General features: G+C 65.6%; 17 protein-coding genes and 1 pseudogene. 4 read left to right on the forward strand and 14 right to left on the reverse strand.

What is annotated here, in order from left to right; genetic code table 11:
• The 4 genes from E8D38_RS06300 to mnmG all read right to left on the reverse strand — a co-directional run bounded on the left by E8D38_RS06300 (window position 1) and on the right by mnmG (window position 4,164).
• On the reverse strand, window positions 1–771 hold the full coding sequence (locus tag E8D38_RS06300) for a ParA family protein (protein ID WP_140626971.1): 771 nt from the start codon (window positions 769–771) through the stop codon (window positions 1–3).
• A gap of 115 nt (window positions 772–886) precedes the next feature.
• Window positions 887–1,498 (reverse strand): LysE family transporter, encoded by a 612-nt coding sequence (locus E8D38_RS06305; protein ID WP_140626973.1) that lies wholly within the window; start codon window positions 1,496–1,498, stop codon window positions 887–889.
• Between the two features lie 9 nt (window positions 1,499–1,507).
• Window positions 1,508–2,173 carry a 16S rRNA (guanine(527)-N(7))-methyltransferase RsmG gene (rsmG, locus tag E8D38_RS06310; protein ID WP_425462753.1) on the reverse strand — a complete coding sequence of 222 codons (666 nt, stop codon included), beginning with the start codon at window positions 2,171–2,173 and terminating at the stop codon, window positions 1,508–1,510.
• Window positions 2,170–4,164, reverse strand: coding sequence for a tRNA uridine-5-carboxymethylaminomethyl(34) synthesis enzyme MnmG (mnmG, locus tag E8D38_RS06315; RefSeq protein WP_140626975.1), 1,995 nt, complete (start codon window positions 4,162–4,164; stop codon window positions 2,170–2,172). The genes rsmG and mnmG overlap by 4 nt, the downstream gene beginning before the upstream one ends.
• A gap of 134 nt (window positions 4,165–4,298) precedes the next feature.
• Here mnmG and E8D38_RS06320 point away from each other — a divergent pair, with 134 nt between their 5' ends.
• Window positions 4,299–4,583, forward strand: a complete 285-nt coding sequence (locus E8D38_RS06320; RefSeq protein ID WP_140626978.1) for a YkgJ family cysteine cluster protein — start codon at window positions 4,299–4,301, stop codon at window positions 4,581–4,583.
• Window positions 4,580–5,353 carry an SDR family oxidoreductase gene (locus E8D38_RS06325; protein WP_140626980.1) on the forward strand — a complete coding sequence of 258 codons (774 nt, stop codon included), beginning with the start codon at window positions 4,580–4,582 and terminating at the stop codon, window positions 5,351–5,353. Before E8D38_RS06320 ends, E8D38_RS06325 begins: the two co-directional genes overlap by 4 nt.
• Before the next feature lie 29 nt (window positions 5,354–5,382).
• Here E8D38_RS06325 and E8D38_RS06330 read toward each other — a convergent pair whose 3' ends face one another.
• From E8D38_RS06330 to E8D38_RS28820, 10 genes and pseudogenes are all read right to left on the reverse strand, one after another.
• Window positions 5,383–5,610 (reverse strand): DUF2061 domain-containing protein, encoded by a 228-nt coding sequence (locus tag E8D38_RS06330; RefSeq protein ID WP_140626982.1) that lies wholly within the window; start codon window positions 5,608–5,610, stop codon window positions 5,383–5,385.
• A gap of 151 nt (window positions 5,611–5,761) precedes the next feature.
• Complete coding sequence (locus E8D38_RS06335) at window positions 5,762–7,909, reverse strand: peptidase domain-containing ABC transporter (RefSeq protein ID WP_246099375.1); 2,148 nt, start codon at window positions 7,907–7,909, stop codon at window positions 5,762–5,764.
• Between the two features lie 5 nt (window positions 7,910–7,914).
• On the reverse strand, window positions 7,915–9,165 hold the full coding sequence (locus E8D38_RS06340; RefSeq protein WP_140626986.1) for an HlyD family secretion protein: 1,251 nt from the start codon (window positions 9,163–9,165) through the stop codon (window positions 7,915–7,917).
• 27 nt (window positions 9,166–9,192) lie between these two features.
• Entirely contained in the window at window positions 9,193–9,591 is a 399-nt protein-coding gene (locus tag E8D38_RS06345; protein ID WP_140626988.1) for a hypothetical protein, read from the reverse strand.
• Window positions 9,592–9,711: 120 nt separating this feature from the next.
• Window positions 9,712–9,900: a hypothetical protein gene (locus E8D38_RS06350; RefSeq protein WP_140626990.1), complete on the reverse strand. Its 189-nt coding sequence runs from the start codon at window positions 9,898–9,900 to the stop codon at window positions 9,712–9,714.
• A gap of 111 nt (window positions 9,901–10,011) precedes the next feature.
• Complete coding sequence (locus E8D38_RS06355; RefSeq protein WP_140626991.1) at window positions 10,012–10,725, reverse strand: helix-turn-helix transcriptional regulator; 714 nt, start codon at window positions 10,723–10,725, stop codon at window positions 10,012–10,014.
• Between the two features lie 187 nt (window positions 10,726–10,912).
• Window positions 10,913–11,635, reverse strand: coding sequence for a helix-turn-helix transcriptional regulator (locus E8D38_RS29280; protein ID WP_140626993.1), 723 nt, complete (start codon window positions 11,633–11,635; stop codon window positions 10,913–10,915).
• A 10-nt stretch (window positions 11,636–11,645) separates the two neighbouring features.
• Entirely contained in the window at window positions 11,646–12,359 is a 714-nt protein-coding gene (locus E8D38_RS06365; protein WP_140626995.1) for a helix-turn-helix transcriptional regulator, read from the reverse strand.
• Window positions 12,360–12,373: 14 nt separating this feature from the next.
• Complete coding sequence (locus E8D38_RS06370) at window positions 12,374–13,099, reverse strand: helix-turn-helix transcriptional regulator (RefSeq protein ID WP_140626997.1); 726 nt, start codon at window positions 13,097–13,099, stop codon at window positions 12,374–12,376.
• Window positions 13,099–13,302: pseudogene (locus E8D38_RS28820) on the reverse strand (helix-turn-helix domain-containing protein); the annotation flags it as partial. The pseudogene E8D38_RS28820 and the gene E8D38_RS06370, both read right to left, overlap by 1 nt.
• Before the next feature lie 509 nt (window positions 13,303–13,811).
• On the opposite strand from E8D38_RS28820, the gene E8D38_RS06380 reads away from it, so the two are divergent.
• Window positions 13,812–15,140: an HlyD family secretion protein gene (locus E8D38_RS06380; protein ID WP_140627001.1), complete on the forward strand. Its 1,329-nt coding sequence runs from the start codon at window positions 13,812–13,814 to the stop codon at window positions 15,138–15,140.
• On the forward strand, window positions 15,137–16,036 hold the full coding sequence (locus E8D38_RS06385; RefSeq protein ID WP_181178953.1) for a TraB/GumN family protein: 900 nt from the start codon (window positions 15,137–15,139) through the stop codon (window positions 16,034–16,036). Before E8D38_RS06380 ends, E8D38_RS06385 begins: the two co-directional genes overlap by 4 nt.
• The last annotated feature ends 1,211 nt before the right edge of the window (window positions 16,037–17,247 follow it).

The following is a 17,247-nucleotide window of genomic DNA, read 5'->3' on the forward strand; positions in this document are numbered from 1 at the left end:
TCACATGCCACGAATGCGCTCGACCATCTCGCGTGCGAAGTCCACGAAGGCCTGCGCGCCCTTGGAGGCGGGATCGAACACCACCCCGGGCAGACCGTAGCTCGGTGCTTCGGCCAGGCGCACGTTGCGCGGGATCACCGTGTTGAACACCTTGTCGTCGAAGTGCGCCTTGAGCTGGTCGCTCACCTGGGCCTGCAGCGTGATGCGCGGGTCGTACATGACACGAAGCAGGCCGATGATCTGCAGATCACGGTTGAGGTTGGCGTGCACCTGCTTGATGGTGTTGACCAGGTCCGACAGCCCCTCGAGCGCAAAGTACTCGCATTGCATCGGCACGATCACGCCGTGCGCGCTGCACAGGCCGTTGAGGGTGAGCAGGCTCAAGCTCGGCGGGCAGTCGATCAGCACGAAGTCGTAGGACGCGTCGACCACGGCCAATGCCGCCTTGAGGCGCTTGTCGCGCTGTTCGAGTTCGACCAGCTCGACCTCGGCGCCGGCCAGTTCGCGGTTGGCGCCCAGCACGTCGTAGCCGGCCTTCTCTGACGGACGGCGTGCCTCGGCCACCGAGGCCGACCCCAGCAGCACGTCGTACACGGTGAGCGGCAACGCACGCTTGTCCACGCCCGAGCCCATCGTGGCATTGCCTTGGGGGTCGAGGTCGACCACCAGGACCCGCTGGCCGATCTGTGCCAGACCGGCCGCGAGGTTGACGGTGGTGGTGGTCTTGCCGACGCCGCCTTTCTGGTTGGCAATGCAGAAGATCTTGGCCATGGATGTGGTGCTGGAGGTGGGCACACGCCGGGCGCGCCTGGCTTGAAGCCCGGTATTGTCGTTGAGGCCAGGCCGGCTTCGGTTGCTGCCAGCCCACATCGAAGGCTCTGCCGAGCTATTGAGTGCCGAGCTTGATGCCGAAGCCGACGAGGAACGCGCCGGTAGCTCGCTCCAACAGCCGGGCAATGCGCCGGTGCGCGCGCACCTTGGCGGCCACCACGTTCGCGAAGGCGCACAGCGCCAGGCAGTACACCAGCGTGATGACGGCGATGGTGGCCGCCATGGCCCCGAAGGTGATGGCGCCGCGATGGGCAGCCGGGTCGATGAACAACGGGAAGAAGGCCATGTAGAAGACGATGGCCTTCGGGTTGAGCAAGGTGATGAGCGTGGCCTGACGGAAGTAGCGCCCAGGCTGCAGGTCGATCACCGGTGCGGCACCGTCCTTCGCGAGCAACAGCTTCAGGCCGATCCAGGCCAGGTAAGCCGCCCCCAGGTACTGCACCGCCTTGAACACTGCCGGGTAGGCAGCCAGCAGCGCGGCAACTCCCGCCACCGCCAGCCAGAGCAGCACCTGGTCGCCCGCGATCACGCCGAGCGTTGCTGCCGCACCGGCACGAAAGCCGCCCTTTCCGGTGGCCGTGAGCAGCGTGAAGGTGCCGGGACCTGGTAGCGCCAGGAACAGCAGGACGGCGGCACAGAAAGATCCATAGTCGGTAATGCCCAGCATGTAGCCTCCTCAGTTCTTGTGGCGCATCCAGACGATGCACCTCTCAGCCTCCAGGCCGGGGACCTGGAGATGTTCCACGTGAAACACCTCGACGTCCTCCGGCAGCTCGGCTATCTCGGCGTCGGGTCGCTTGCCTTTCATGGCCAGCCAGACACCGCCCTGCGCCAGCGAGCCGCGCGTCCATGCCACGAAGTCCGGAAGCGACGCAAACGCGCGGGACGTGATGACGTCCCAGGTCTTGGGCGCGAGGCTTTCGACCCGTGCATGCACACCCTGCAAGTTGCGCAGCCCCAGTTCGGCCGCCGCCTGCCGAATGAAACTGACCTTCTTGGCCACCGCATCGACGCAGCTCACCTGCAGTTGCGGGCAAGCGACGGCCAAGGCGACGCCCGGCAAACCAGCCCCGGCCCCCACATCCAGTACAGAGGCAGGGCGACCGCCCAGCTGGCGCTGGAGCGGCAAGACGATGGCCAAGCTGTCGAGAAGGTGCTGCGTCAGCATCTCGCCGGGCTCCCGTACCGCGGTCAGGTTGTAGACGCGATTCCACTTGCTGATCAGGGCGAGGTAGGCCAGCAGCTGGTCCACCTGCGGCGGCGCCAGCGACAGGCCGAGCTCGGAGGCGCCCGCGCGCAGACCTCCGGCGAGCGCCCCACCCTGCTCCACTGGGGCGCTCACGCCACTGCGCCGGTCGTCGGCGTGTCGTCGTTTGCGGCGGGTCGCTGCTCGAAGCCCTTGAAGCGGCCCTTCTTCAGATGAATGAGCAGCAGGGAGATCGCCGCCGGCGTGATGCCGGAAATCCGCGACGCCTGACCAAGCGTCTCCGGGCGGTGCTTGCTCAGCTTCTGGCGAACCTCGAAGCTCAGCGCCTTGACCTGGTGGTAATCGAGCTCAGGCGGCAGCTTGAGGTGTTCGTAGCTGGCGGCGCGCTCGACCTCGTCGTTCTGTTTGTCGATGTAGCCGGCGTACTTGGTGGCAATCTCGATCTGCTCGATCACCGCATCGGCAAGCGCTCCACCCAGTTCGGAATGCAACGTTTCACGTGAAACAGCCACGTCCGGGCGGGCCAGGACGCCAACGGCCGCGACCGCATCGAAGTCGACACCGGGGCGCCGCAGCAGATCAGCCAAGGCGTACTCGCGCTCCAGCGCCTTGCCGATCAGCCGCTCAGCATCTGCTGCCTGCAGGATGCCGGGGTGCACCCAGGTCGACTTGAGCCGCTGCGTTTCACGTGAAACAGCATCGCGTTTCCGGTTGAAGGCCGCCCAGCGCTCGTCGTTCACCAAGCCGAGCTGCCGCCCTGCCTCGGTGAGGCGCATGTCGGCGTTGTCTTCCCGCAGCTGCAGCCTGAATTCAGCCCGGCTGGTGAACATCCGGTAGGGCTCGGTGACACCCTTGGTGATGAGGTCGTCGACCAGCACGCCGAGGTAGGCCTGCTCGCGGCCCGGCAGCCAAGGATCGCGCCCCTGCACCTGCAGCGCCGCATTCACGCCGGCAAACAAGCCCTGTGCTGCGGCCTCCTCATAGCCGGTGGTGCCGTTGATCTGCCCAGCGAAGAACAGGCCACCGATGACCTTGGTTTCGAAACTGGCCTTCAACTCCCGCGGGTCGAAATAGTCGTACTCGATGGCGTAGCCGGGCCGCAGGATGTGGGCGTTCTCCAACCCGGGCATCGAATGCACCGCGGCGAGCTGGATGTCAAAGGGCAGCGAAGTCGAGATGCCGTTGGGATAGAACTCGTGGGTCGTGAGGCCCTCCGGCTCCAGAAAGATCTGGTGCGAGGTCTTGTCGGCAAAGCGGTTGATCTTGTCTTCGATGCTGGGGCAGTAGCGCGGGCCAACCCCTTCGATCACGCCGGTGAACATCGGGCTTCGGTCAAAACCGCTGCGGATGATCTCGTGCGTGCGCTCGTTGGTATGGGTGATCCAGCAGGGCAGTTGCTGCGGGTGCTGCTCCGGCCGTCCCATGAAGCTGAACACCGGCACAGGGCCCTGCCCGTCCATGCCGTCGCCGGGCTGTTCGGTCAGCCTGGAAAAGTCGATGGACCGGCCGTCGATGCGTGGCGGGGTGCCGGTCTTGAGCCGCCCCTGGGGCAGCTTCAGCTCCTTGAGCCGCGCCGAGAGGCTGACCGCCGCCGGGTCGCCGGCACGGCCGGCGGTGTAGTTCTGCAGGCCGACGTGGATCTTGCCGTCAAGGAAGGTGCCCGCCGTCAGCACCACCGCGCGTGCCCGAAAGCGCAGGCCGACCTGCGTCACGGCCCCCACCACCCGGTCACCTTCGACCATCAGGTCGTCGACCGCCTGCTGGAACAGCCACAGGTTGGGCTGGCTCTCCAGCCGGCGGCGGATCGCCGCCTTGTACAGGATGCGATCCGCCTGGGCGCGGGTGGCCCGCACCGCCGGCCCCTTCGACGAATTGAGGATGCGGAACTGGATCCCGCCCTCGTCCGTGGCGGCGGCCATGGCACCGCCCAGCGCATCGATCTCCTTGACCAGGTGCCCCTTGCCGATGCCGCCGATCGACGGATTGCAGCTCATCTGCCCGAGCGTCTCGATGTTGTGCGTCAGCAGCAGCGTGGCGCAGCCCATGCGGGCAGCCGCGAGCGCGGCCTCGGTACCGGCATGGCCACCGCCGACCACGATCACATCGAATTCCTTGGGATACAGCATCAGGTGCCTCGAACGAAATGCGCTGCAGACAGCAACGCGGGCAAACCCTGAATTTTAGTTATCCACAGCCCGCGCGTCACCTGCACGGATACCCACCCCGCCACGCCCGAAGGGGCCGGGCGACAATGCCGCCCATGAATTGCCGCCCCGGCTGCGCTGCCTGCTGCATCGCGCCGTCCATTTCCACCCCGCTGCCCGGCCACCCCTTCGGCAAACCTGCCGGCGTACGCTGCGCCCAGCTCGACGACGCGTTGCGCTGCCGCCTGTTCGGCCGCCCGGAGCGGCCGGCAGTGTGCGGCTCGCTGCAGCCGTCGGCCGAGATGTGCGGCGATTCGCGGGAACAGGCCTTGCGTTGGCTCGGCTGGATGGAAGCCAGCACGGCGCCAGAGGGCTCCCCCGTCGCCACGTCACCGCCATGATGAAGAACCCGTTTTCGCTGCACGGCCGCACCGCCCTGGTGACCGGCGGATCCACCGGCCTGGGCCTGGCCATCGCTCGCGCACTGGCGGCCGCCGGCGCCTGGGTGCTGGTCAATGGCCGGGACAAAGCCAAGCTCCAGGCCGCGGTCGCATCGGTCGAGGAAGCCGGTGCCGGCGCCGAAGGGGCCGCCAGCGCCCTGCCCTTCGACGTGGCCGACGAAACCGCCGTCGCCGCGGCCTTCGCGCAGATCGCCCAGCAGCACGGCCGGCTCGACATCCTGGTCAACAACGTGGGCCAGCGCGACCGGCGAGCCCTCGACGCGTTTGCGCTCGACGACGTGCGCCGCCTGCTGGGCATCAACCTGGTGGCGCCGTTCGACATCGCCCGGCGGGCTGCCGGCCTCATGCAGACCGGCGGGCGCATCGTCAACATCACCTCGATCGCCGGCCCGATCTCGCGCGGTGGCGACGCGGTCTACACCGCCGCCAAGGGCGGGCTCGAGGCGCTGACCCGCGCCCTCGCCGCCGAGCTGGGGCCGCGCGGCATCAACGTGAATGCGGTGGCGCCCGGCTTCTTCGCCACCGAAGTCAACGCGCCACTGGTCGCCGACCCGAACACTCGACAGTGGTTGCGGCAACGCACCTCCCTGGGTCGCTGGGGCCAGCCCGACGAGATTGCCGGCGCCGTGGTGTTCCTTGCCTCACCGGCCGCCAGCTACGTCACCGGACACCTGCTCGCGGTCGACGGCGGCTACCTGGCTCACTTCTAGACGGAAAGCTAGACAGAAAGACGAGGCCGTCAGCTGGCGCCCACCGCCGCCGACGGACGCCACCCGGCACGCGCCCGCCACCAAGCCACCAGGCTCGGATGGGCCCAGTACTTGTCGAAGAAGTAGTGCGCCACGGTGTTCACCAGAGGCTCCACGAAGGTGATGGCACCGGCGATGGTGATGCTGCCGGTGAGCGCGTAGCTCACGCTGAAGGCGATGCCGAGGTGCATCACGCCGAAGGTCGCTGTCTTCGCCATAAAAAGAAATCCTCTCAAACAAGAATGATTCTTGTTTGAGAGGATACGGGGCGTGCCTCCCGACACGCTATTGGATCGTCATGATGACAGCGATAGTTATCTCGGTAAGTGAGTCCTCAGTCCTCAGTCCTCAGTCCTCAGTCCTCGGTCCTCAGTTGGCTCCTGATCCAGTCAATGAAGGCACGGTGCGCAAGTCCTGCGCCACCTTGCCCTGCTGCAGCACGATCACCCGGCCGGCCGACGCGATGGTTTCGGGGCGGTGGGCAACGATCACCCGGGTGAGCTTGAGTTGTTTCACGGCCTGGTTGACCAGGCGCTCGCGATCGACGTCCAGCGCGCTGGTCGCCTCGTCGAGGAAGAGAATCTGCGGCCGCTTGTACAGGGCACGCGCCAGCAGGATGCGCTGCTTCTGTCCGCCGGAGATGCTGGCGCCCATGTCGCCGATCAGCGTGTGGTAGCGCATCGGCATGGCTTCGATCTCGTCGTGCACGGCGGCCAGCTTGGCGCATTCCTGCACCCAGTCGAGGTCCGGCCGCGGGTCGAAGAAGGCGATGTTGTCGATGATCGAGCCGGCGAACAGCTGGTCGTCCTGCATCACCGTGCCAATGAGGCGACGCCACGCCGGCAGGCCGAGCTGCCGCAGCGTCATGCCGTTGACCAGGATCTCGCCCTCGTCGGGCGCATGGATGCCGAGCATCAGCTTGAGCAGCGTCGTCTTGCCGCAACCCGACGGACCGGAGATCGCCACCGACTCGCCCGGCTCGATGGTGAGGCTGCAACCGTCGAGCACGCGTGCCTCGGTGTCCGAGTAGCGGAATCCCACGCCGCGCAGCTCCAGCCGCACCGGCGACTGCCCCTCGCCCTGCCCGGCCGCCAGCAGGGCGCTCTGCTCCGCCTCCGGCTCGCTGAGCACGATGTCGGCCAGCCGCTCGCCCTGCAGCTTCAGCATCTTGAGCTCGACCAGCTTGTCGATCAGGCCGGCGAAACGCGTGCTGAACTGCTCCTTGTAGGCCAGGAACGCGAACAGCATGCCGACCGAGAAGTTGCGCTCCATCACCAGCAGCGCACCGACCCAGATGATGGCCACCCGCTCCAGGCCGAAGATCAGCTTGTGGCTGACACCGAAACCGATGTTGAGCTTTTTCGTCGCGATGTCGGCGTTCATCGCGTCGACCACCAGGTTCAGGAACCGCGCCTGGCGGTCTTCCTGGCGGTTGAACAGCTTGATGGCCTGCACGCCGCGCAGCGACTCGAGGAAGTGGCTCGCCGTCTTGGCGTCGTGGACGATGGACTCTTCGGTGGCGTCGCGCAGCGGGCGGAAGAACGCCCAGCGCAGCAGCGCATAGCCGCCCACGCAGCCCAGCGCGATGAGCGTGAGCTTGACGCTGTAGATCCACATCATCACGAGCGTCACCACCACCAGCAGCCCGTCGAGCACCGCCTCCAGGAAGCTGGTGGTGAGCGTCTGCTGGATCTGCCGGACCGCGCCGAAGCGCGACATCACGTCGCCGGTGTGACGCTTTTCGAACCAGGCCACCGGCAGACGCATCAGGTGGGCAAACACGTTGCCCAGCCATTGCAGGTTCAGCGTGCTCGACAGGTACAGCACCGCCCAGGAGCGAATGGCGCCGGTGGCCACCTGCAGCAGCACCAGCAGGCCGAAGCCCAGGCCCAGGGTCACCAGCAGGTCGCGGTCGGCGCTCACCAGCGCGCCGTCCACCACCCACTGCAGGAAGAACGGCGACAGCAGCACGAACACCTCGAGCACCGCCGCCAGCACGAAGATCTGCGCGAGGGATCGCTTCAGGCCGGTCACCCGCCCCAGCAGCTGGGGCAAGGTGACCGCCTGTCGCTCGTTGCGCGGCTTGAACTCGGCCGTGGGCAGCAACTCCAGCGCCACTCCCGTGAAGTGCAGCGATACCTCTGAAATGGGCAACGTCCGCACGCCACGCGCTGGGTCGTGTATCACGGCCTGTCCGCGTCTGATCTCCCTGAGCACAACGAAATGGTTCAAGTCCCAGTGCAGCACGCAAGGCAGCTGCAGCTGGTTCAGCTGCGACAGCTCGGCGCGCAAGGCACGCGGGTTCATCTGCAGCTGGCCGGCCATGTGCACCAGGTCGGCCAGCGTGGCGCCCTTGAGCGACAGCGAGAAGCGCTGGCGCAGCGTGGGCAGGTCGGTCTTCAGCCCGTGGTAGCTGGCCACCATGGCCAGGCAGGCCAGGCCGCACTCGGCGGCCTCGGTCTGCAGCAGCATCGGCAGCGTCTGCGTGCCGAGGCCGAGTCGGAGCTGGCGCAGCATGTCCATCACACCTTGCCCGCCACGCCGATCAACGGCTCGAAGATCCACTCGATCAAGCGCCGGCGATCCAGCATCACGTCGCCTTCGAGCTGCATGCCGGCAGCCAGCGCCTGCTCGCGGCCATAGGCGCGCACCGCCTGCTGGTCGAGGGCCACGGTGATGCGGTACATCGGCTCGCTGGCGCTCCCCGCGAGCGGCAACCCGACCAGCTCGGATGCCTGGAGCGGCGTCTTCGATACCTGGAGCACCCGGCCCGGCTGCTGACCGAACTTCTGGTATGGAAAGGCCTGGTAGCGCAGCAGCACCGTCTGGTCGGCCTGCACGAACCCGACGGCGCTCGAGGGCGCGAACAGATGCGCCCGCAGCGGTGCGTCGGCCGGCACCACGCTGGCCAGGGTGGTCGAAGGCGACACGCTCTGGCCCGGCTCGGCCAGCACGGCCGTCACCACACAGTCCTGCTCGGCGCGCACCACCAAGCTGCTGCGCGCTTCGTTCTCGACCGCCTTTTGCGCAAGTTCGGCCAGGTCCCGCTCGATCTCGCCCTGCTCCGTCTGCATACGCAACACGAGCTGGCGACGTTCGGCCTCCATCTCCTCGATGTCGCGCTGGTATGAGCCGCGCTGGCGCTCCAGCTTCTGAAGCTCGGCCTTCAAGCCCAGCACTTCGGCCGTCTTGGCCTGCACCTGCGCTTGCGACACGAAGTTGCCCGCCTGCAACGATTTCCACTGGGCTTCGTTCTGCTCGGCCAGCGCCAGCCGGCCACGTTGCAGCTCGGCCTCGCTTTCGAGCTGCCGCTGCTCGTTGCGCAGCTGCTCGATGCGCCGCCCGAGGCTGGCCTGCTCTTCGACAACGAACTGGCTGCGCTGGCGCGCCGCACCCAGCAGGCTCGCTTCCCGCGCGGCCAGCGTCCGCTGCACCGCCGCCTGCGTGCCGCCCGCCAGGGTGTGCTGGTCGAGCGACAACTCGAACAGCGCCTCGCCCTTGCGCACCAGCTGGCCCTCGGTCACCAGGCGGCGCACCACGGTGCCGCCGATCGCCGGCCGCAGGCCGATCACACCGCCTTCGGGCACGAGGTAGCCATTGACCCGCGCCTTCTGCGTGTATTGCCCGACCGAGAGGAAGGCGACCACCGCCACGGCACAGGCCAGCATGAAGACGGTGAGCACCGTCAGCGACAACGGCCGGATCAGCTGGATCCCGCCCAGCCAGGCTTGCTGCTGGTGTTCGAGGGCTTCGGGGCGGAACAGGCTGGCCATGGTGAACCTGCGGGCGCTCTGTTCGGCTCAGCGCTGCGCCCTGTGCGGCAGCACCAGGGGCAGGATGAAGAAGAGAAGCAGCAATGCCGACCCCAGGGTGAGCAGGGGCTGCTCCGGCAGGGAAATGGCATCGACGGCGGACAGGGCGGCCAACGCGGGGTAGACGGCCAGCATGCATTGCATGACCACATGCATGCGCACTCCAGAGCGGCGATACCGGCGCACCCCGACCAGCAGGGCCAGCGTGAGAGACATCACGACTGCGGCACGCCAGGCGGCCGCGGACGCATCGACTGCCCCTCCGGTCAGCCAGATCAGCCCGACATACACCGCCGTCAAGATCAGGCCGAACCAGAGCGCGCTCCAGAACATGGCCTGGTCCGATGGCGAAGTCGCCTCGCGATTCAGCGCGAAGTAGTCCGCCATGAAATTCTCGACCTCAGAAAAACAACCGCGATTCCGGACACGAACACAAAGCTCGGTCATGGAATCGCGTGAAAAGTTGAGAGAGAGTACCCGGGGCGCACACCCCATTTCTTGTTGTGATTACCAGGTTTTGCTGGGGGCGGAGGTGTTGCCGCCACCAACGAATCGAAGCAACTCGGCATCCAGCTGAACGGGGGCCTGCTGCTCGGCGGTCTTGCGATCGACCTCCTTGATGGCTTCGGCTTCCACAACGACTTTGTTTTCCTGAGCCTGCTGCATGCTGTCCTCCAGACGCTTTGCGATGCGCACGACATCTCGTGCATGGCTCACATTGCAGCAGCCACCGCTACGCGGCGTAACTGTCAGCTCTTACAGGTGCGAACGCCCCGTAAAACTGCTTCTCCACAGCTCAGGCGGAATTCAGCGGATTAGGCCCAGGCGCAGGGCCTTGATGACGGCTTGGTGCTTGCTCGTGCAGCCAAGCTTGTGCATGGCATTGTTCACATGCAGTACGGCGGTGCGCTCGCTGATACCCAAAATGGCACCAACTTCCCACGCCGTCTTGCCATCCATGGTCCAACGCAACGCTTCAAGCTCGCGGGCAGTAAGCTGCGGAGCGTCCGACCCCTGTTCAGCGGGCACCAACAACCGCATTGCGGCGTCTTGAGCGTGCACCGCAAATAGCTGCAAATCGGCGACGATTCGGGTGAGTTCTGTGGCGTGGTTGGGCAGCGCCTGATCTCGATCCACACCGATCATGAAGTGCTTGCCATCTGGCAAATGCAGCGCCATCCCGACGCCGGTACGGTACCCAAATGGCGCCTGCTTCTCCCACTTCTCGATCAGCCCGCTATCGAGATAGGTGCTCTGATTCCAAATGATGGGCGTGCTATGGCGCTTGCAGTGCTGCAGCACCGGATCTCTGTGGCTGTATCCCTCGTCCTCAAAGGTCTGGCGATAGCCGTCCGGCGTGTTGTCGATACAGTAAAACTCCGTACCACCAAGGGGCTTATCTACGGCCACGAAAGCACTCATGAGATCAAAGCCCAACCACTTCGTGAAGCGCAGAACTTCGCCACGCAACTCGTCGAGGTTGCGCGACTCCAGCACTGACGTAAATCCACCATGCAGCATGCGAGATAGGCTCCTGGCTGCCGGTCATGATGCCGCACCGTGGACAGTGCACCCCTACCGCGGGATGGGTCCCGCCTCATGACCGTACAGCACAATATTGTGGCAGCAGGCCAAAAGCAAGACTGCGCAACGCTGCACAGTTCGATGTGTAGAGGCGCGCGAAGCCTCATACGCTGGGGCGCGAAACTCAGCTCAGCAGGCCCAACCGCAGCGCCTTCGCGACAGCCTGAACCTTGTTGACGCATTCGAGCTTATGGGCAGCGTGGCCGAGGTGCCGCACGACCGTTTGCTCGCTGATCGCCAGAATCCGACCGATCTCCCAGGCCGTCTTACCTTCCATCGCCCATTGGAGGACTTCGCGCTCGCGCCAGGAGAGCGCCACACCCTGCGCCGTAGCAAAGCCCTGCCTAGAAACTAGCAGTCGTGTAGCCACGCCTTCAGCGCAGCTAGCAAACAACAACAACTCGGCCGCTTGGCGCCAACCAGGCTCTGGGGCGCGACCGTGCGGCCTGTCCCTGTCAACGCCCACTAGAAGGTGCCGACCACCAGGAAGGTGAAGTGCCACCGCGACACCAGCCTTGTAGCCATGCTGAGCTTGCTCCTCCCACAACTCGCCGCGCCCAGCTCGCACATACGTCGCCTGATCCCAGATGATTGGCGACGAACTCAACTTGCAGTGCTGTGACACCGGATCTACACGAAACCGCGCTTCGTTCTCAAACGCCGACCGATAGGCATCAGGCGTGTTGTCTACGCAGTAAAAGTCTGCACCCTGCCCTCGATCGATCACAACCGTCGCCGACACGAAATCGAATCCAAGTCGCGCCGCAAAGCGGATCGTCACATCGCGCAACCCGTCGATGCCGTCGACGGACGCAAGGGCTTCGAGACATTCGGTCAAGCGCCTCATGTCCTAATCCTCAATTCAGGAATCCCAGCCGCAGCGCCTTCGCCACGGCCTGCACCTTGTTCACGCAGCCCAGCTTCTGCGCCGCGCTGACCGCGTGGCGAGTGACGGTCTGCTCACTGATGCAAAGAATCCGGCCTACCTCCCAGGCCGTCTTGCCGGCCATGGTCCACTGCAGTACTTCCAGCTCGCGCCGTGACAGCTGGATCGATGAGTCGGCATGCTCCTGCGGCACGAGCAGCCGCAGCGCTGCTACATGCGCATAGGCCGCAAACAGACATAGCTCGGCAGCGACGCGGCGCCGCTCTTCGGCGCTGCTGGGCAATGACTGATCGCGGTCAACCGCAAGCATGAAGTGCTTGCCATGAGGCAGATGCAAGGCCAATCCGATTCCCGTCCGATAACCGAAACGGGCCTGCTCTTCCCACTTGTCAGCGACACCGTGCTCTAGGTAGGTCTCCTGCTTCCAGAGAATCGGCGTGCCGCTTCTCTTGCAGTGTTGCGTCACTGGGTCTCGCTGCCAGTTGCCTCTGTCTTCAAAAGCGCTTCGGTAGGCGTCGGGCGCGTTGTCAACATAGAAGGAGTCCGTATGGCCTCCGGGCACGTCGACCACCACGGCTGCCGACATCAAATCGAAGCCCACCCACTTCGTGAACTCCAGCACGCGCTCGCGAAACTCCGCGACATCCGTCGCACGCAGTACCGAGACAAGGCGATCCTCCAGCATGGTTCCTCCCGCCTTCACGCGATCAACCCCAGCTGCAACGCCCTGGCCACAGCCTGCACCTTGTTCACGCACCCAAGCTTCTGCGCCGCATGGCCGAGGTGCCGCACGACGGTCTGCTCGCTGATCCCGAGAATCGCGCCCACCTCCCACGCCGTCTTTCCTGCCATGGTCCAGCGCAGGACCTCCAATTCGCGAGGGGACAACCGAGCCGGTGATCCCACAACCTCGCGCGCGCCGAAAAGTTGAAGCGCGGACTGCTGCGCATACGCCGTGAAGAGACACAAGTCCGCGGCCATGCGCTGCTGCTCCATGAGACTGGCCGGAAGCGGCTGATCGCGATCGACTCCGACGACGAAGTGCCGCCCTTGCGGAAGGTGTTGCGCCACACAAATGCCGGCGCAGTAGCCATGCGCTGCCTGCTCTTCCCATGTCTGCAGCAAGCCGCGCTTCGCGTACGTCCCCCGGCCCCAGATCGCGGGCGTGCCATGGTGCCTGCAATGCTGCATAACGGGGTCGAAGCGCGCCGCCTCCCTGTCGTCAGCCATCTCTCGATATGCGTCGGGAGCGTTGTCGACAGCGAGGAAGTCCGGCTCACTCATGGGTCGATCGATGACCACGATGGCCGCGACGAACTCGAACCCCAGCCACCGCGTGAAACGCAGGAGCTCCTCGCGAAACCCCTCGACGCTGCTCACCCCCAACATCACGGTGAACCGATCACTCGACATCGCCTCAGGCATCACCGCACCAACCCCAGCCGCATCGCCTTCACCACCGCCTGGATCTTGTTCACGCAGCCCAGCTTGTGGGTCACACGGCACAGGTGCCGCACGACCGTCTGCTCGCTGATGCCGAGGATGGCGCCGGTTTCCCACGCGGTCTTGCCCTCCATCGTCCAGCGCAGCACCTCCAGTTCACGCGCCGTCAGTCGAGCGGGCGCCTCATCGCCGCCGTCCTCGCACGCCAGCAGGCACAGCGCACGCTCCTCGAGAAATCGCCGGTAGCTCACGGGCTGCGGCACCACGCCGCGGCGCGTGATGCGCGCTGATTGGAGCGGCTTCATCCCGGACCGCCTTGTTGTCGACAACGGCATCGAGTCCCTTCCCTTCCGGTTGCTGCCCTGCTGCGGGGGGCCACATGTTGCCCCCACAGCGGGCCTCGGTGCACATGCGATCCCTAGAAAGAAGGAGGTCGATGTGCAACAGCTTGCAGCCCTCTCGCGGGGGGAACCCCGCGTCGCGCGCGGCACTTCGCACAACACAAGGCCGCCGTCAAGGGCAACTCCTTGGCATAGGCCGCAACACTCCGCGTCGATAAGGTTCGGCGCACCGCTCGCCAGCTCGCACCTCACCGCGACACGCGTGCCACACAGCCCGCAACACGGGCACGAGGGAGCCACATGACCTGCAATCGCTGCAACCCCAAGCGCCATCGCAACGGAGCCTGCTCGCCGTGTACCTGTTCAGACGAAAAGTCATTCAAGCGCAGCGAGCCCAGCACCTCGGCACCATTCGCCTCGGCGGACCGCCCAGCTTCAGTGTCGTCACCGGCGTGGCCCTCGCGCTCGCTCTCGCGCTGGTGAGCTTTGCGATGTGGGGTCACGTCACTCGCAAAGCCCGCCTGCCCGGCATGCTGGTACCCACGCTGGGCAGCCTGCAGCTGCCGGCACCGCAAGCCGGCATCGTGCTCGAAACCAGCGTGCGCGAAGGCGACCTCGTGCGCGCCGGCCATCCGCTCGTGGTGCTGAGCGTTGATCGCACCACCACCCAAGGCTCCACTGCAGCCTTGGTGGCCGGCAGCCTCGCCCAGCGCCGCGGCGCGCTGCTCGCCGAGCGCGCCTTGCGCGAGCTGCACAACAGCCAACGGCGCGAAGCCCTGCTCGATCGCATCCGCCACGCAGAGGCCGAGCAGCGCCGGGTCCGGGGCGAGGCCGAACTGGCCCATCGCCGCGTGCACCTGGCCGGCAAGACGCTCGACCGCTACCGCCAGCTCGCCGCCGAAGGCTTCGTCGCCGACGTGCAGGCCCAGCAGAAGCAGGAAGAACTGCTCGAACTGCAGGCGCGCACCCAAACCACCGAGCGCAACGCCGCCACCGCTGCCGCGCAACTGCAAGCGCTGCATGCCGAACTCGAAACGAACGCGACACAGCTGCGCACCGAACTGGCCCAGCTCGACCGCACGCTGGCCTCGCTGGAACAAGAGGGCGCCGAAAACGAAGGCCGCCGACGCGTCGTCATCACGGCGCCCCACGACGGCATGGTCACCGCCCGGACCTTCAGCGTCGGTCAGGGCGTGCAAGCCGGGCAGACGCTACTGACCCTCATCCCGCAAACCCTGCAAGGTGCGGTCGCGGGTCAACCGGCCGAGTTGCGCGCACAGCTCTACGCGCCCAGCCGCACCGTGGGCTTCATTGAGCCAGGGCAATCGGTGTGGCTGCGATACGCCGCTTATCCGTACCAGAAGTTCGGCATGGCGCCAGGCGAAATAGAAGCGGTCAGCCGTACTCCCATCAACCCACAAGACCTCCCAGCCGGCCAGGCGCAGGCCCTACTGGCCGCCGCGCAAGTCAACGAACCGCTCTACCGCATCGACGTCCGCATCCAGCACCAGCACATCGTTGCGTACGGCGAGCGGCAGTGGCTCAAGCCCGGCATGGCGCTCGAGGCCGACGTGATCCAGGACCGCCGCGCCGTTTGGGAATGGGTGATGGAACCGGTGCTGGCGGTTTCTGCGAAGGCGCGCATGGCCCCTGGTGTCGGCGCAGCCGGGAGAGCTCTTTGAACCGCCGATCCGCCCTCATTGCTGGCGCCGCGGTCACCCTGCTGACCACAACCGCCGCCCTCATGCGATCACATCATTTCAGCACCCAGCCGCTTGGCTTCCAGTACGTCGCCCGAAAAGGGGATGTTGAAGTCACTCTGGTTCCAACCATCCATGCCGCCCCAAAGCCGCTGCAGCTGCCAACTGCAGTGCGAGATCTACTGGCTCGGGCCGACGCCTTAGCCGTCGAGCTGGACGTGACAGACCTGTCACTCCAACAAGCCGCTCTGATGTGCACCGAGCGGGCTGCTAGCCAACTTCAGCGCCCACAGCTGTCGGAGCGGCAAGCACAGAAGTTGCGCCAGGCCCTACGCGACGCAAAGTTGGACGATCGCCTGCTCGAAGGCCAATCGCCCTACTTGCTCGCGCACTTGGCGGCGCAAAGGCAAATGCCTGAGTGGTCGGTTCGCAACGGCTTGGACCGGCTGCTTATCGAACACATGCGCAGCCTGGGGCGCCCGGTTGAAGCGCTGGAAACCACCTGCTCGCCCACCGACGCACTGGCTAGCGTCGCTCCCCGCCACCTCACCCCTCAACTCCTTGACGAGACCATCAGGGACGCAAAGTCGCCAAGCGCTCTTCAGCGAGCAAATCTTCTGCTTGAGGCCTGGGAAAGAGGAGACGCCGAACTCGTTCAACGCACATTCGCCAAGATGAAGACCGACAGCCCTCTTCAGGGAGCGCTCGCGTCAGCCGTACAGGCAATGCGCGACCGGACCATGGCGCAGCGCCTGGTGAGCATCGCCGCAGCTCACCGTAAGGTGGTGGCAGCGGTCGGCATGCAGCACATCTCATCGCCGCCCGGTATTCCGGGTGAGCTCATCCAACTCGGCTGGGATATCCAACCTATGCCTTAGGAACTCGCAGGGCCGCCCTTGTGCAACTGCACTGCAAATGCACTCCAGCGGCGCCAAAGGGCATCCGGCGTCTTCGCGACGCTCGCAGCGCCGGGCGGCTGAGGTCACCGCATATGGCCTCTCAACAAAGAGAGAGAGAACGCATGAAGTTACTGAACCCTGTCGAAGGGCAAGCCGTCAGCGGCGGAGTTCCCTTGCCTCCGGTACCCCTCCAGCCCGCGCCACCACGTGCTGGTAGCGACGGGTGGCAACCGGTGCAACCCGTCATCGGGCCACCCACACTCGGCCCGACCTAACAAACAGGCGCATGCCCATCAAGAAAACCGAGAGGAACAACAGCCATGAAAACACTCAGGTTCATAGATCTGGGATCGGTAGTCGCCGGCTCGAGCGAAGGGGGTGACCCCGGCACGTCTGGCTCGCAATCAGGCGCAAGCTCAAGCAACAACTCCGACGGCGGCACGATCAACGGCGTCGGTCAGCTTGTCGGCGCAGCGGTTGGGGCCACCCTGTGCATGGGCACCCCAGCAGTGCCCTATTGCGCCGCCGCTGGCGCCTTTGTTGGCGCAAACATCCCAACGGAATCCTCGTCCTCGCCTCGAGTGATGTTGTCAGACATCACGGCACCTTGACCAAGCTCCACGGCCAGCGCGGAGCCCAGATCTCGGACACGGCCGGGGCGTAGTCATTCGAACCGGAACCGCGAGCCGTTCTAGGGACAAAGCAACGATGGAAAGAGTCGCGCTGTATTTCTTTGCGGTCCTCGGAATGGCGTATCTGTTGATCACTTTGCAGGCAGGTTTCTATTCCGGGTCGTCCCTTCCCTTCACCGATCTGCTGAAAGCGGTCCTGTGGAGTTGCCCGCCCGCCATGGTGGCTGCCGCATCCGCGTATTCGAGATCAAAGCGGTCTCGCGTTGGTCGATCGGCATGAGGCGCCCACGTCGACCCGTCGAACGCTGGGCCACGGCAGAGGTCACCGCATTGACTTCACAACAAGGAGAGAGAACCCATGAAGTTACTGAACCCCGACGAAGGCTGCGCCGTTGGCGCAGGGGCAGCGCCCCTGCCGCTGCAGCCAGGTGCTCAGGGCGCAACGCCACCGCGCGCCGGCACTGACGGATGGCTGCCCGTGGAACCGGTCATCGGCCCGCCCGTGCTTGGGCCGGCTTGACCACCGCCGCAATCCTGCCGCAGCAGGTCTATCGCAAA

This window comes from Methylibium rhizosphaerae, from assembly GCF_006386545.1.
Taxonomy (GTDB): Bacteria; Pseudomonadota; Gammaproteobacteria; order Burkholderiales; family Burkholderiaceae_C; genus Pseudorivibacter; species Pseudorivibacter rhizosphaerae.

Coding starts and splice junctions, on each gene's coding strand:
- E8D38_RS06300 (WP_140626971.1), bottom strand. CDS start 771: ATGGCCAAGATCTTCTGCATTGCCAACCAGAAAGGCGGCGTCGGCAAG.
- E8D38_RS06365 (WP_140626995.1), bottom strand. CDS start 12,359: ATGCTGGAGGATCGCCTTGTCTCGGTACTGCGTGCGACGGATGTCGCG.
- E8D38_RS06325 (WP_140626980.1), top strand. CDS start 4,580: ATGATGAAGAACCCGTTTTCGCTGCACGGCCGCACCGCCCTGGTGACC.
- E8D38_RS06355 (WP_140626991.1), bottom strand. CDS start 10,725: ATGCTGCATGGTGGATTTACGTCAGTGCTGGAGTCGCGCAACCTCGAC.
- E8D38_RS06330 (WP_140626982.1), bottom strand. CDS start 5,610: ATGGCGAAGACAGCGACCTTCGGCGTGATGCACCTCGGCATCGCCTTC.
- E8D38_RS06345 (WP_140626988.1), bottom strand. CDS start 9,591: ATGGCGGACTACTTCGCGCTGAATCGCGAGGCGACTTCGCCATCGGAC.
- E8D38_RS06335 (WP_246099375.1), bottom strand. CDS start 7,909: ATGCTGCGCCAGCTCCGACTCGGCCTCGGCACGCAGACGCTGCCGATG.
- E8D38_RS29280 (WP_140626993.1), bottom strand. CDS start 11,635: ATGAGGCGCTTGACCGAATGTCTCGAAGCCCTTGCGTCCGTCGACGGC.
- E8D38_RS06305 (WP_140626973.1), bottom strand. CDS start 1,498: ATGCTGGGCATTACCGACTATGGATCTTTCTGTGCCGCCGTCCTGCTG.
- E8D38_RS06370 (WP_140626997.1), bottom strand. CDS start 13,099: ATGCCTGAGGCGATGTCGAGTGATCGGTTCACCGTGATGTTGGGGGTG.
- E8D38_RS06320 (WP_140626978.1), top strand. CDS start 4,299: ATGAATTGCCGCCCCGGCTGCGCTGCCTGCTGCATCGCGCCGTCCATT.
- mnmG (WP_140626975.1), bottom strand. CDS start 4,164: ATGCTGTATCCCAAGGAATTCGATGTGATCGTGGTCGGCGGTGGCCAT.
- E8D38_RS06340 (WP_140626986.1), bottom strand. CDS start 9,165: ATGGCCAGCCTGTTCCGCCCCGAAGCCCTCGAACACCAGCAGCAAGCC.